The sequence below is a fragment of the Rhodococcus sp. IEGM 27 genome, assembly GCF_033142305.1.
Lineage (GTDB): Bacteria > Actinomycetota > Actinomycetes > Mycobacteriales > Mycobacteriaceae > Rhodococcus_F > Rhodococcus_F oxybenzonivorans.
On sequence record NZ_JAWLSG010000011.1, the window covers coordinates 35,627 to 50,113 of the forward strand.

The following is a 14,487-nucleotide window of genomic DNA, read 5'->3' on the forward strand; positions in this document are numbered from 1 at the left end:
CACGGCACGGGGGGAACCAGACATGGACGACGCGGACCTGATCGCGGCATGCCGCGGCGGCGATCATCACGCCTTCGCCGAGCTCGTCGGCCGCTACCGCACCAACGCCTGGCACGTATGCCTGCAGATCACCGGCAACACCCACGACGCCGAAGACGCCCTGCAGGACACCCTCACCGCCGCCTGGCAGAACCTGCCGAAATTCCGCGGCGACGCACGCTTCAACACCTGGCTGCACCGCATCGCCGCCAACGCCGCCCTCGCCGTCGTCCGCCGCCGCAAGAACACCGACAGCCTCGATGACACTGACGGCGAGTACGGCATCGTCCTCGAAGACCCCGCACCCCGATTCGACGAGCAGGTCGCCACCATCGACGCGGTCCGCCGCGCCCTGGCCCAGCTCCCGGAAGACTTCCGCGTCGCCATCGTGCTCGCCGAATTCGCCGCCCTGCCCTACGCCGACATCGCCGAACACCAAGGCGTCACCGTCGCCACCGTGAAAACCCGAATCCACCGCGCCCGCAAGCAACTGGCCACACTCCTCACACCCGCGACCGATCCGTAGATCGCACGCGACGAGATCCGTTCGCGACGCGTGGTACGTATCGACGGTGACCTACGTTCGTGTTCCGGCCGTGCGGGAGGATGGGCGGGTGAGTGATTCCGGACTGCTGCCCGACGACTACCGCGACTTCCTCGACCACCTCAAGACACAGGTCCGGCAGGCGCGGGTCCGGGCTACACGAGTGGTCAACACCGAGTTACTCCTGCTGTACTGGGACATCGGCCGCGCAATCCTGGACCGCCAGGAGGCCGAGGGTTGGGGGAGCAAGGTCATCGACAGACTTGCCGTCGACCTGCGTTCGGAGTTTCCCGAGATGCGCGGGTTCTCCCGGAGCAATCTGCACTACATGCGGAAGATCGCCTCGGCGTGGCCGCGGAGTGCATTTGTCCAGCAACCTGTTGGACAAATCCCGTGGGGACACGTGACGGTGCTGATCGACCGTCTCGACGACCAGGGTTCCCGCGACTGGTACGCAGCCGCGGCGTTCGAGCGGGGCTGGTCCCGCAACGTCCTGTCCCATCAGATTCGCAATCGACTCGACCAGCGGATCGGCGCGGCGCCGTCGAACTTCACCGAACACCTGCCCACCGGTGACTCCGACCTGGCGCAGCAACTGGTCCGCGACCCGTATGTCTTCGACTTTCTCGATCTGACCGATCGGGTTGCGGAGCGGGAGCTCGAGGCGGCGCTGATGGCCCGGTTGGAACGGTTTCTGCTCGAGCTCGGGCACGGTTTCGCGTTCGTCGGCCGGCAGTACCATTTCGCCGTCGACGGTGACGACTTCTACATCGACCTGCTGTTCTTCAACTGGATCCAGGCCCGTTTCGTTGTGGTCGAGCTGAAGGTCGGCCGGTTCGAGCCCGAGTACGTCGGCAAGCTCGGCTTCTACGTGTCCTGGATCGACGACAACTTGCGCGATCACAACCAGCACGCGCCAACGATCGGGATCCTGCTGTGCGCCGGACGAAATGACAACGTCGTCCGCTATTCCCTGGCGGGAACCACAGCGCCGTTGGCGGTAGCCGACTACACCTATGACACCCTGCCCGCGCCGGTCCGGGAGCTTGTCCCCACCGATGATGAACTGGCTTCCGCAGTCGGGGAGACCCTCACCAATCTGACGGAGAGCTCGTCATCACGCGCTGACACCGATCAATAGACCAACGGGTGTTGCCACTACTCGTGATCACGCCTAGAGGAACGGCATTACGCACTACGGAGCGCCTCGGCTGCCCACGGCACGAGCGAAGGAACGGATACGGCTGCGGATCGCCCCAGCCACACTTCGATCTCCTCGACGGCATCGAGCGGGCGGGGCATCGGGCGCGGAGTGGCGGAGATCGGCGAACAGAAAAACCCGCGGATACCTGACCCGAGGAGGAATGGCACCACCTCAAACGCGTGCGATCTATCGAGGCCGCAGGAAAACCCACCCGCGGACCGGTCCACACATCCAAACGGGACATCACCGGAAATCATCAAGTCGTCCCGGGGTAGATGTGCTTCTCGCCGCGCATCGTGTGCCGGTCAATGCCGTGGTGCGCCTTTAAGACGCAGCGTATTTCGACGCCGCCGCTTTTCATCACCCGCGGCCGCCGACAGGGAGCGGAATCCGATTTCGGGTTGAACGACGATGAGTACGCCGACACCGATTCTTTGGTGCTGGCGCTCCCGATCTTCTGGATGGGAGGGATCGGGAGTTGGTCCGACCGCTGGGTGGTGGGACTGTTAGTACTGGCGCGTCACCACGGGTTGTTCACCTGATCTTTGGCCAGATCGATGTTGGCCTGGATGAAGTCCTTGAAGCTTGTGTGCGTGAGCACCCCACCGCCGAACTCGTAGACCGGTGCTACCTCTCGGCTCTGGTCGGAGCGCACCGTCGCGATGTAGAACGCACCCTCCGCACCACCGATTACTATCAGATCGTCGAAGGAGTCGACGCCCACATCGGTCGGCGTGAGGTCGGCATTATCGAGCCAGATGCGAAGCGCTTTTGCTTTGGGCGAATCTTTCGAAACGTCGCTGAGGGGGAAGAGGGTGTCAGCGCCACAGTAGAACTGCCACCCGTTGACGTGGTGCAGCCAGTCCTTGAACTGCTTGTCGAACTTTGTCCCGAGCCGGCCTTCGGCGGCGGTGATGTCCGCGTCCGTTGCCGGGGGTTCGGGTGTGGTCAGCATCCAGGCGTAGTCGTTTCCCTTGTTTTTCTGACGTTCGTATTCCGCCTTCTGCTCGTGTTTCAGAGTTTCGATGGCGGTGCTCCACCAGTCGGTTTCGCCGGCGTCGGTTGTTGAGGGTGACTGCGAACACGCCCCGGCGACAGCGAGTACCGCAAGAAGTGTGAAGGTGGTTCTCAGGTGCTGCATACGGGGCCTCCAGGCGAAAATCGACTTCAGGCGACGAGTCGTTCGATGATTGGTCATGGTGCATCAGTTCCCAAGATACGTCGGAGGCGTGTTGAGACCCGGTGACGGGAACCCGAGGGATGGGGAACAGCGATTCGCCGAGTCGTAGTCTCCAGGGACGAACGCGAGCGCCCGATAGCCGTTGGGATAGCCGTTTCCTTGGCCTCCAATCGCGCCGTTGAGCCCTTCGTCCATCGGCAGCCACGGTTGGATCGAGGCGGGGTTGCCGGGCGGTGGGCCTGTCCATTGCGTGTCTGGCACGTGACCGACTACCAGTCCCTGGTATTTCTCGGGATGTCGTTCTCGCTCCTGTTGGGCGAGAGAGCTCGCTGTGCGACGTAACGGTCCAGTCGTGGACATCTTCTGCGCCGGCCCGCCTGGCCCATTCGTATAGGCATTTGCACCCGCGATGTAGGCGGTGCGTTGAGCCACGATTTCGGGCGTGACGGGTGCATTTTGCTTGTAGCAGACGGCCACAAGCCCCTCACAGTCCTTGGACTTGTTGCTCGTGGAGCAGTCCTGGCGGCTGTTTCGGGTCAGAAACCGATCCCGGTAAGCCTGGTACCACTCGTCTTTGAACTCGGACCAGACTTCTTGTTTGATCTGATCCTTCGACCCGAACGCGCCACGGTTGAGCGTGTTGACCCGGTCGATGACCTTCTGAACAAGGATCGGATCGTAGCCCTCGTCTTCGAGCGGGCCGATGATCTCGGTGACGACTTCGTGAATCTCTTCACGGCTCATGACAGTGCACCCGAGTGAACATCCCGTCTCATGGAGAGGGAGCGTGATCGGCTCAAGCCCGCCGCTGGGCGGCGGACCCCCGTCGGATGAGCCAGCGCCGGGGAGATGCTGCGGAGCCGGAACCGGCTGCCCCGGCAATACCGGCGGCGCATGGCCCGGAACGACTATGGGGCCGTTGAGGTTCGGTTGAACGGTCAACGGCGAGTTCGCATCGGGATTGGTTTCGGTGACCAACCCCTCGCCTGAGTCGGCGCCGGGATCGACCGGATCAGTCGGATCGAATGGCTCGTTTTCCGGCTCCGGGCCAGGGTCGTAGCAGGTGTACGGGGCGGGAGGCGGCGGAACCGGTCCCGGATCACCCGGATGCGCGGACAGCCACGACGACTCCCACGCATCGTTGTACATCTGTGTTTCTCGTTCGCATCGCTGCGCCGGTGTCTCCGGGGCCCCATACGCCGGTTGCGTGAGCGCCACCACCGGAGCCGCCACCAGTACCGCACACACCAACGCCCGTAGTGCACGTCTCACGATCTCGCCTCTCCCCCGCACCACGGCTCTCTACAACCACATGACAGGGCCGTAAGCAGCGACGGTGTCGTCGAAAGAGTCACTAGTGGTGGAGAAGGTGACGTAGGAACGGATCGAGACCGGGCCCATGCACCCATCGATCTTGAGGTGCACGTTCTTCACCGACACCCCAGCCTTCCCGTTCGCCAGTTCCTTCGTCTTGAACGGCACATCCGTGATCGTGCCGGGCTTGAGTGTCGTCGACACGTTCGGCTGAACCTGCGCACCGAGGTCGGCTTTCGGCCCGGTGGCCGAGATCCCGATCGAGGGCCCCACCGAGAGGCCAAGGCCCACCGCAAGTCCCGATGAGACATCGATGCCGCAGCCCACCTGATACCCCGTCTCGAGTGATGCCCCGTTCACCGGGGCGTCACCGTTACCGGTGATATCGGCCTCCGCTCGGTACGAGACGAAGCCTTCCCTGCTGAACTGGGAGGCAGCCAGGTTCGGAACCTGATTGACGATCTCTCCGGTCTTGCGGATGTTCAGTACCCAGCCATCACCGGCAGTGGTGGTTTCGAACGCATCGGGAACCGGATTCGGCTCCGCCGATCCTGTGCCCGCGGCAAGTACCACAGCCCCCACGGCCACAATCGACCCGATACTCAACCCGCGCAGCACTCTGCCAGCAACCGACATCGACAATCCCCTCGTGAACACGCGAATCGGGGGGCGGGCAGCCGGAGGTGATGCCCCACGACCCCCCGCACGGCTTGGGGAACGGTAACAGACAAACAACCCCAGCTACCTTTCCACTGTGACAGGTCACCGCGAATACAACCCTGGTTTGGTGCGAAGAACAGTTGCTAAGGTCGAGGTCGGAGAGGCTGTTTCACGCGCATACTTCGGAGGCAGGCGCCGTCGCACGACGAAAGATCAGGAAGGGTGTGGCTTTGTGACCACAGATCAAGAAGTTGTACAACTTCTGGCGACGCGGCATCCGTTTCACGATCTCGAACCAATCATCGCCGGTCAGTTGAGCGACGACGAGGCCGGCACCATCCCCCGATGGTGGATCGACGCGCAAACGGCGAGCAATCCCGTCGACGTCGCGCTCCGGGCGTGGGAGAACGCGATCCCCGGGTAACTCCCGCGCACCACACGCATCATCCGGGACGCTGCACCCAGCCTCAGACTGTGCCGCGCGACCCTCTCCGAAGGCGGCCGGACCGCGATGGTGCTGGCCTACATCTTCGGGGAAGCCAACTCTTCATACTTTCAAGTCGCATACGGGCTAGCGCCGCTGCCGCAGAACGAAATTCCGTTGTTCGCTGCGGGGATCGATCACGGGCTCAAGACCTTCTATACGACCGTGCAGAACGGATTCTTCAACGAGGACCCCATCGGCCTGATGCCAGCTCAAGACATGCCGCGGATTTCGAACTTCGGGGAGGCAGCCGATTTCGAGTACGTCGGGCAATCACGGGACCCGGTGAGCAACGAACTCCGATTCGTGGAGATCGTGGAATCCGAACTACCCGACATCGACCAACTCGTCGGCGTCTGCCGCGACGCCTCCGACAACGCAGTCGCTCTGGATACACGCGACGACACCGGTCGAGTCTGGGAAATGTGGCACGGAGGCCTCGAACGCGTCGACAAAACCCTTTGGGAGGCGATCGACGAATGGGTAACACGCCTGTTCGGCATCGATGACAACCAGTGACAACTGGTTTCACCTCCACCCGACCCGCACAGAGACAGCGCATGATGCCACCACTGCTCGTCCGCGCGATAGGGCGTCGTGCCCTCGCGTGCGACTCGTAACCTGGGAGCAACGCGCCGTCCCATAAAGTCTCGCTTTCCTCGCGCGACCAGAACACAGCGGACGGTGATCGGGTTATCCCCGCTTTCGTAGGGCGGAGTTAATCCGGTGCTCATCCCCCCGGCTCAACTTCATGGTCCCCAACCGTGGCTACCGGCTATACGGTGACGCACCTGCCACCGCAACCTTCCTGCACGGGGCAGACATAGGCCGGGTTCGCTTCAGCAGGTATGCAGAACTTGCCTCATTGCGTCCTTCTCGGCCTGGGTCACCCACAACCGGTAGAGGGCCTTCACATCGATCTGCCGGGAGACGTAGGTGCACCGGTAGCTCTTGTTCGGCGGCAACCAGGATGCGGCGTCGGAATCAGACTTCTTCGAATTGGTGGGCCCATCCACCGCCTGCAGGTTCCGTGGGTCGTTGGCCAGGTCGCGGCGCTGCTCGGGGCTCAGTTGCTGAGCGCCCTTCTGCCACGCATCGGACAGAGCGACGACGTGATCGATCTGCACCGCGGTGGAGGTGTCCTGGCCGCGGACGAAGGCGATGGTGGTGCCGGTGTAGGGGTCGTGCAGGGTGCCGGTCGCTACGACGCAGTCGCGGGTGCTGGGCTTGTAGGTGATCTCGACGAGGTCGCGGCGCAGGATGTCGTTGCGGGTGTCGCAGCCGTTATGTCCGCCCTCGACACCGTTGTCGTCGGACCACGACGGGCCGAACTGCTCACGGGTGTAGCCGGTCTTCGGGGCGCGGCCCTTGACCACCAGGGTGTCGAGCTTCGCCAACGCCGGTGCCGCATCGAACACCACCGACGGGGCGGCCGGTGCGCCCCCCAGAGAGCCGGTGCCCGGGTTCGCATCGGCATTGGCCGAGCACCCGGTCAGACCGAGCACGGTGACCGCCCCGAGTGCGAGAAGAGCGGTCCGGGGTCGATGACGCATGCGTTAGTTCTCCTGTTACCTGTGTGACTGATGTGCACACGAGTATCGCCGGTACCTCCGACAACCGCGGTAGCGGGGCCGACTGAAATGCAATGATGCGAACCGAAGGTCTCGCTCGCTGCGTCTCTACATCCCTGAGTCTCTGACTGCTCGGGTCAGGCTGTGCGGCGGATCAGCCGCCAGCCGCGGCGTGCCGCGACGAGACCGGAGACCGCCCCGAGGACCGCACTGAAAATCAGGCCCGCCGCGAGGAACGGCAAGGGATTCACGGAGTCCATGTCTCCTGCGACTCCCCCGGAGGCGAACGGATCGCCCACATAGCCCACGGAGAAGCGCACCGGGTACGACAGCCACCAGGCGAACAGGACCGTGCACATCAGGCCCGCACCGAGCCCGAGGGCCGTTCCGATCAGTATCAGTGTCCGCACACGATCAACTTCGTAAACGTCAGCTGTGCTGTTACCGACGGCGCCCGAACGCTGCACGGCGCCGTCATCACTCCGGCAGCGCCGGTCTCCACCGTCAATGAAGGCTCGGGAAAACGAGAGATGTCCGTTTTGTCTGTTGTTCACCGCGGTGAACAAACCGTACCCGAAGCCGGTTTTAAGGCCGATGTCCCGATTCGGTGAAGGTGGTGACGACTCAGTGAATCTGGCGAGTGTGGCGGTCGATCTGGCGGACGGCTCAGCGAACCTGGCGAATCCGAGGTGGTCACCCGTGACCGGGAATGAATCGAGGCACCGAGTTCCATGCTCGCCACGTTCTTTGAATCCGAAGTCGCCGCGGCACTAAACAGACCTGGCGAACAGCAGGTGCGGCCGCTGCGATCTTGCCAGATCCACTGAGTCAGGACACTGCAGGTGATGTTCCAGGGGCGCGTCGCTGACGCCCCTGTGCGAGATTTGGTTATCGTCGGAGGCCTGTAGAACCAAAGGGGAACGGTGACCATGAAATCTTCGACAGTCACCAACGTGTCGACGCTGCTGATGATCGACTCGGCCTCTGCGCGCGATCGGGACGACGCGTTCTCCGTCATCCCTCGCGACGACGGCCGCGGGTGGGCGGTGGAGGTCCATATCGCCGGTGTGGCCGATGTCGTCGGTCGTGGGTCGGTCGCCGACGAGCAGGCGTTCCTGCGGGCGGAAACCCGCTACTTGCCGAACCGCACCATTCCGATGCTCGGCGAAACGGCGGAACAGGCCGCAACCCTGAGTTCCGAATCCGTGCGGACCAGTCTGCGGGTCACCGGCACCGTCACCACCGACGGGCGGTTGGTCGACGTCACCGTCAGCCGCGGAGACATTGCGTCGGGCCGTTGCGTGGCGGTCGCTCACGCCGAGGTGCCTGGAATCTTGACCGACCCGGCACATTCGCTGCATCCCCAGCTGGCCGCGGCCGATGCGGCCGCCCAGGTCCTGTTGACCGCCCGCCGCGACGGCGGTGCCCTGGCGTTCTACGACCTCACACGCGGCTGGGCGAGCAACGAGGACGGGGCGATCGTGGCGATCGCCGCCGAACTGCGGACCGTCGCCTACGTCATCGTGCAGGAGATGATGATCGCCACCAACGAGGCGGTGGCGCTGTGGTGCGTCGAGCAAGGATTGCCGATCCTGTTCCGCAACCACCGTCCCAACCCGGTCGCCGGCAGCACCGACGAGCTGATGACCGAGATCGCCGCCGCGGCCGGGGACCCGGACCTGTTCGCGAAACTGCGGGGACGCCTGCTGTCCACGCTGCGGGCCGCGACCTACGATCCGACCGTGCATGGCCACTACGGATTACGCCTGAGCGCCTACACCCACGTCACCTCACCGCTACGGCGGGTGGCCGACCTGATCAACCAGCGGATCATCTTCGCCCACCTCGACTCCTCCCCCGCCCCCTACACCGGGGAACAGCTCGCCGCCCTCGGCGCCGACCTGAACCGGCGGACCCGCGCCGCCCGAGAGGCGAAGAAGAATCACTTCAAGCACGCCGACCAACGCATCGTCGCCGAGCAGGCCACTGCCGATCTCGCCGCCCTGGACAGTCGCCGGTTCCACAAGGTGTTGAAAGCCGAAGCCGCCGGGCCGCTTCGGGCCGAACTCGCCGCTGAGCTCGCCCGCCGCGTCGACACCGACCTGATGACCGCCCCGGACGTCGCGGTCCTGATCGACGCCGCCGCCCCCAGCTGGCTTCCCATCCAACTCCGCGTCCTGGACACCCTCGCCGACACCCACCCGGAGATCGGCCCCAGCGTGGCGTCGGTGTGGCGGCAGACCCACCCCGATCAACCGTCCACCGATCTCGAGATCCGGCGCAATGGCGCCGACCACAACCCATTGTTCGCGGCCCGTGCCACCCACCTGGGCATTCGCGGACCGTGGGCCACCGCAACGGCGAAGAAGCCGGCCGAACAGGCCGCCCTCTGGGCGGCGATGCGGGCGCAGCTGACCGGCACCGACCACACCGACGCGGAACCGGACTGGCCCACCACCCCGCCGCCCCCGCAGGCAATGACTCCCCCACCAGTGCCGGAAAATCCCGGTCCCGCCCCCTCCGCTACACCGCACCGGACAACCACTCAGTCCGCGCTGAACCTGGGCGGGGCGAAGAAGCCCAAGGCACTCTCCAACCCCACCGCCTGGCTGATGAGTCTCGCCCAGAACAACAATCAGACCCCACCCGCATGGGAGTTCCACACCGACGGCCCCCCGCACGCGCCCCGATTCACCGCCACCGTGTACCTCGCCGGCCACACCGCCACCGCCACCGCCACCACGAAGACCTCGGCGAAGACCGCATCGGCCGCCGCGCTCGTCGAGGCACTCTTCGCACGGCACTGAACTACCAATGTCCGTTTTGCCCGTTGTTCACCGCGGTGAACAACGGACAAAACGGACATTCAAAAGGCGGGATGGACGCTTCAATCCGCGCATCATTCCGCCGTGCCCCCAGCGTGTCGGACCAACCCCGCCCCCTCTGGTGCCGTACCGTGCTCTCCGTCCGAAGTAGCCCACACGAGTGGGTGAAGCAAACGGAAAGGGTCCCATGACCATTCATGTCCTTCTCAACCAGAAGGGCGGCGTCGGAAAGAGCACCGTCGCCGTCAATCTCGCCGCCGTCACCGCGGACGTTCTCAACCAGGACGACGATCCCGATGCCACCTCCCCGGTTGCCGCGGTCTCCGTCGACCCGCAGGGCTCGGCGATCTGGTGGGCCGACCGCCTCGACAACCTGCCCTTTCACGTCGTGCAGGCCCACGACGACCTCAACGGTCTCCGTCAGCTGGGCCAGCTGCCCGGCATCCGCCACGTGTACGTCGACACCCCCGGTTGGATCGACCTCAACGCCGCCGACGACACCTCCGACCCCCTCGGCCGCGGACCAGCCGCAGACGCCTTGCGAACGGTGCTCGAGGTCGCCGATCACGTCATCGTGCCGATGGAAACCGAACCACTCTCGTTCGACCCGACCGCACGCACCATCCGAAAGATCCTCGAACCCCGGGGCATTCCGTACACGGTGGTGATCAACAACTGGGATCCCCGCGACGGCAAACTCGACCTCGAGGAAACCAAGGACTTCGTCCGCGCCAACAAATGGCCGCTCGCGAAAACCGTCATCCGGCACTACAAACTGCACGCCCGCGCCAGCGCCGACGGCCTGGTCGTCACCGAATACCCCGCCAACCGGGTGGCACTGCAAGCCCGGGAGGACTTCTACCGGCTGGCCCTGGAACTGCGAATCGACGGTGGTCGGTGATGGCCCGCGGTACCCGCACCAACCTCGCCACCCTCGCCGGCGTCGTCGGCGAGAACTCCCCCGTCGACCGACCCGCCGCCGGCGGGACACCGACCAACGTGCCACTCAGCGAGCTGGCGCCGAATCCGCGCAATCCGCGTGATGACCTCGGCGATCTCAGCGATCTGGTCTCGATCACCGGCACCCAACTCCAACCCGCCCTGGTCGTCACCCGGGACGCCTACCTGCGGCTGTATCCGGAAGACGAATCCAAGATCGGGCTCGCCCGCTGGGTGGTAATCAACGGATGCCGTCGCCTGGCCGCCGCCGAAAACTTCGGTCGCCCCAACCTCGACATCGTCGTCAAGGACGAGGTCGCCAAGGACCGGGAGACCCTGCTCGCCGCGGCGGTCATCGAGAACGTCGGCCGCCGCGACTTCGATGTCATCGAAGAGGCGAAGGCCGTCGAACTTCTGATCAACGAGTGCGGAACCGTAGATAAGGCGGCACTCAAGCTCAACAAGTCCAAGGCGTGGATCTCGTACCGCCGATCCCTGCTCAAACTCGCCCCCGAGCTGCAAACCGCACTCCGCAACGGCGAACTCGCGGTCCGCACCGCCCGCTCCCTCGCACAGGTCCCGCCCGAGGCCCAAGTCCAGGCCTGGGCCGCCGAACAACAGCGGGAACACAAGAAGCCCGATCCCGATCCCGCACCTGAATCCGAAAACCGATTGCTGGCAAGAGCTCCCGTCACCGCCGCGAAGGTCACGCGCACATTCCGCCGCCTAGAGGCCGACCCGACCACGCTCGCCGACGCCCTGGTCGACTACCTCGACGCCGACGGACTGCAAACCCTCATCCAGGCACTCACCGATCGACACTGATCCAGAAGCCGTTACTGGGGCTGTTCACCACGCGTGAACAGCCCCAGCACCGAAAATCCCTGTTGCACAAGGGTGCCGAATCGAGTAGACGACCTAACGCTTCCGACGACGCACGTTTCGTCGACTATGCCTGCGTCTACCCATTCTAGAGTGAGCCGTAGTTGACGGTTGCACTCATCACTTCGTCAGCTGTTACCGAGGCCGGCACGGGGGCGAAACTGGTCCACGAGAGTGCAGTCGGGTGTTGACGGCGTGCAGCCGACTTCTGAAACTGACAACCAGTTCGTCACGGGTGGCGGTGTCCAGGTCGACCCGTATCTCGGTCATGCCCACCACAACAGACCCATGCTGTCCAGCCAGTAGATCCACTGGTAGATGTCCGGATGGATGAAGTAGTTCCAATCCATCACACACATCCTTCCGCAAGTTTCGGATCGGGACGGTGGATGTACACGTCGTCACACAGGATGCGCGACTGGTGCGAGACCGTCAGCGGGTTCTGTCCCGGTGCCCATGCCGACAGAGTCACTGTTGCGAACCAAAATGACCGCGTTATCGATGGTCCACTCCAAGGTGTCATGACGCACTCCTGGTCCTCCCGACCTGCATCAACTATCGCTGACAGTGGGAGCGCCGTTACCAGCGAAGCGGCCACACAGGCCCGCTGAAATCACGAGGGCAGCATGCTACCCAGCCTGGTTGAGGAGGCGAAACGGGCTTAACGGCGTTCTGCGGTCACCAGGCTCCTTTTTGGCCATCGCTATACCGGAACACCAAGAAACAGCGCGCCACACTAGACCTGTCAGTTTCGGGATGTCGAGTGCACCGTGAGCACGGTGAGCACGGTGAGCACGGTGGGCAGGTAACGGGCGTCAAGTCGTCAGCGATACATGGGGCATGGTCGGGGAGGACCGGGAGTTGATGCATGCGTTCGATCCGCACCATGGCCGTTCTGGGAACAACGTCCTTGATGATGGTTCTGGTGACTGGCACAGCGTCAGCAAGCCCACCTAGCCCTGACCCGATTTGGTATTCATGGTTCCCGACTAGGGAAATGGGCGATGCGTACAGCCAGTTCATGTGGGTTATTACCGGCTGGATGACTGGCTACGGCCACTTCTAAGGAGTCATAATGCCTAATTCACCGTGGGACATTTTCCCGTACAACCTGTTCTATTGGATCGGTTCAATGATCATGCCGTTCCTAGGCGGTCGATCATGACGAACATTTGGCTATGGCCATGGAGCATCGTGGGTGACCTGATCATCGGTATATATCGATTGTTTGGTGCAGCATGATCGGCCTCTTATTTGACCTTCCTCTCTGGCCGGGTCTAGATGCAGACTTCTTCTTTCCTGGCTCTTGGTGGAATCCGTTCGTTCATTGGTTCAACCAGTTCTGAGAGGGGCAATGATGTTCGGAATTCTTACTGATGCGGCCGATTGGTTTAACCAGTACGTCTCGCAACCGAGTTAACCAGGCACTTCGATCCGATACGTGGGTTGTCGGGGCAAACTTCAACGTGTGGAGGACACCATGAGCGAACTGAGCTGGTGGGGAGTACCCGAATGGGCGCAGCCTGGCATCTATGCGATTGCCAACGGGCTCGCGCAGATCGCCTTTTGGTGGTTCAGCATCACTTGAGCGGCGCTCCATGTGACCTGCGCCTTGACGAATCCGCCAGTCTTCCGCATGTTGAGAGCAGATGGAATCGGCACTCCCCTTGTCTTCGCGCTCCTCAGGTCATGGTCAGTCAGGTGTTAGAGAGCCCGTCCGAAGAGTCGAGACGGGCTGAGCGCTGTTCTGCGGCTACCAGGGTCCGTTTTGGCCTTGATCAAAGCGGAAGTCAGATCCGGAATGACGTGCAACTGTCGGCACTGGATGCGAACCTATGTGCCATGACTACCACCGGCCTCGGCCGCCTCGAGATCGTCGCCCCACGAACGATCTGGCCAAACGAAGCTCGCGACTTCACACCGTGGCTTCTACAAAACGTCGACGTCCTGAGCGACCTTCTTGGCATGGACCTCGTGCTCGATGTCGCAGAACACCCGGTGGGTAACTTCAGCCTGGACCTGAAAGGCTACGACGAAACCACCGGTGAAGTCGTGATCGTCGAGAATCAGTTGGAGCCGTCAGACCACACCCACCTCGGCCAGATCATCACCTACGCCGCAGGGACCGATCCCACCACGATCGTGTGGGTGACCACGGGCTTCCGGCCGGAACATCGAGCAGCTATAGACTGGCTGAACCAGCGCACGGACGAGAACACCCGCGTGTTCGGAATCGTCATCCGCGTGGTGAAGATCGGAAACTCCCCATCAGCACCCAACTTCGAACTAGTTGCACAGCCGAACGACTGGGAAAAACAGGTAAAGAAAGCGACCGCGTCGACCCCTGGTGAAGCGTCAGCGAAGGCCCGACAGTATCGAGAGTTCTGGGAAGCCGTCCTTGAGCAGATCCGGGTAGATCATCCAGACTGGACGCGCGCTCGCACCAATGGGGCGCCGTGGTGCAACACCACCCTGGGCCTCAGCGGCATATCGCTCTCAATGGCGTGGGTGAACGGCTCACTGGTGAACCAGATCTACTTCGACTCGCGCGACGCTGATCTCAACCAGGCACGATACGACTGGCTTCACCTGCACCGCAGCGCCTTCGAGACGGCACTCGGCCAGCCACCCTCCTGGGATGCGATGTCGGGCCGAAAGGGCGCACGGATCGTTGTGACGTCCACGTTCGACGACCTCTCCGCCACGGAACGTTGGCCTGAGATGATCGCCTGGCTCATCGAACAGCAGATCCGTTTCCGTGAGGCACTCACCGCTGTCGGCGGAGTCGCCGCCCTGCGTGACATCAGACCGCTGTGACACCTGGAGTGTGAGTGCAGGCGAATGG

The 14,487-nt window shown here is 63.3% G+C and carries 13 protein-coding genes; 8 read left to right on the plus strand and 5 right to left on the minus strand.

What is annotated here, in order from left to right; all coding sequences use genetic code 11:
• Positions 1–22: 22 nt before the first annotated feature.
• The gene (locus tag R4P95_RS27835) at positions 23–565 is read left to right on the plus strand and encodes an RNA polymerase sigma factor (RefSeq protein ID WP_317747405.1); all 543 of its coding nucleotides are present in this window, start codon (positions 23–25) and stop codon (positions 563–565) included.
• Positions 566–653: 88 nt separating this feature from the next.
• The gene (locus tag R4P95_RS27840; RefSeq protein ID WP_317747406.1) at positions 654–1,724 is read left to right on the plus strand and encodes a YhcG family protein; all 1,071 of its coding nucleotides are present in this window, start codon (positions 654–656) and stop codon (positions 1,722–1,724) included.
• A 583-nt stretch (positions 1,725–2,307) separates the two neighbouring features.
• Here the strand turns inward: R4P95_RS27840 and R4P95_RS27845 are convergent.
• The 3 genes from R4P95_RS27845 to R4P95_RS27855 form a co-directional block, all read right to left on the minus strand.
• A complete protein-coding gene (locus R4P95_RS27845; RefSeq protein WP_317747407.1) occupies positions 2,308–2,928 on the minus strand; it encodes an SMI1/KNR4 family protein in 621 nt (206 codons plus the stop codon).
• Positions 2,929–2,991: 63 nt separating this feature from the next.
• The gene (locus R4P95_RS27850) at positions 2,992–4,116 is read right to left on the minus strand and encodes a hypothetical protein (RefSeq protein ID WP_317747408.1); all 1,125 of its coding nucleotides are present in this window, start codon (positions 4,114–4,116) and stop codon (positions 2,992–2,994) included.
• 153 nt (positions 4,117–4,269) lie between these two features.
• A complete protein-coding gene (locus R4P95_RS27855; RefSeq protein ID WP_317747409.1) occupies positions 4,270–4,917 on the minus strand; it encodes an MspA family porin in 648 nt (215 codons plus the stop codon).
• 256 nt (positions 4,918–5,173) lie between these two features.
• Between R4P95_RS27855 and R4P95_RS27860 the strand changes: the two genes are divergently transcribed.
• Both R4P95_RS27860 and R4P95_RS27865 read left to right on the plus strand, forming a co-directional pair.
• Positions 5,174–5,365 carry a hypothetical protein gene (locus R4P95_RS27860; RefSeq protein ID WP_317747410.1) on the plus strand — a complete coding sequence of 64 codons (192 nt, stop codon included), beginning with the start codon at positions 5,174–5,176 and terminating at the stop codon, positions 5,363–5,365.
• An 87-nt stretch (positions 5,366–5,452) separates the two neighbouring features.
• Positions 5,453–5,944, plus strand: coding sequence for a hypothetical protein (locus tag R4P95_RS27865; RefSeq protein WP_317747411.1), 492 nt, complete (start codon positions 5,453–5,455; stop codon positions 5,942–5,944).
• Positions 5,945–6,264: 320 nt separating this feature from the next.
• Here R4P95_RS27865 and R4P95_RS27870 read toward each other — a convergent pair whose 3' ends face one another.
• Together R4P95_RS27870 and R4P95_RS27875 are read right to left on the minus strand one after the other, a co-directional pair.
• On the minus strand, positions 6,265–6,978 hold the full coding sequence (locus R4P95_RS27870) for an HNH endonuclease family protein (RefSeq protein WP_317747412.1): 714 nt from the start codon (positions 6,976–6,978) through the stop codon (positions 6,265–6,267).
• A gap of 155 nt (positions 6,979–7,133) precedes the next feature.
• Positions 7,134–7,406, minus strand: a complete 273-nt coding sequence (locus tag R4P95_RS27875) for a hypothetical protein (protein WP_317747413.1) — start codon at positions 7,404–7,406, stop codon at positions 7,134–7,136.
• Positions 7,407–7,925: 519 nt separating this feature from the next.
• On the opposite strand from R4P95_RS27875, the gene R4P95_RS27880 reads away from it, so the two are divergent.
• The 4 genes from R4P95_RS27880 (at position 7,926) to R4P95_RS27895 (ending at position 14,459) form a co-directional block, all read left to right on the plus strand.
• Positions 7,926–9,803: an RNB domain-containing ribonuclease gene (locus R4P95_RS27880; RefSeq protein ID WP_317747414.1), complete on the plus strand. Its 1,878-nt coding sequence runs from the start codon at positions 7,926–7,928 to the stop codon at positions 9,801–9,803.
• Positions 9,804–10,008: 205 nt separating this feature from the next.
• Positions 10,009–10,722, plus strand: coding sequence for a ParA family protein (locus R4P95_RS27885; protein ID WP_109336429.1), 714 nt, complete (start codon positions 10,009–10,011; stop codon positions 10,720–10,722).
• Positions 10,722–11,585, plus strand: a complete 864-nt coding sequence (locus R4P95_RS27890) for a ParB/RepB/Spo0J family partition protein (RefSeq protein ID WP_317747415.1) — start codon at positions 10,722–10,724, stop codon at positions 11,583–11,585. The genes R4P95_RS27885 and R4P95_RS27890 overlap by 1 nt, the downstream gene beginning before the upstream one ends.
• Before the next feature lie 1,758 nt (positions 11,586–13,343).
• Positions 13,344–14,459 carry a DUF4268 domain-containing protein gene (locus R4P95_RS27895; RefSeq protein WP_317747416.1) on the plus strand — a complete coding sequence of 372 codons (1,116 nt, stop codon included), beginning with the start codon at positions 13,344–13,346 and terminating at the stop codon, positions 14,457–14,459.
• Positions 14,460–14,487: the final 28 nt, after the last annotated feature.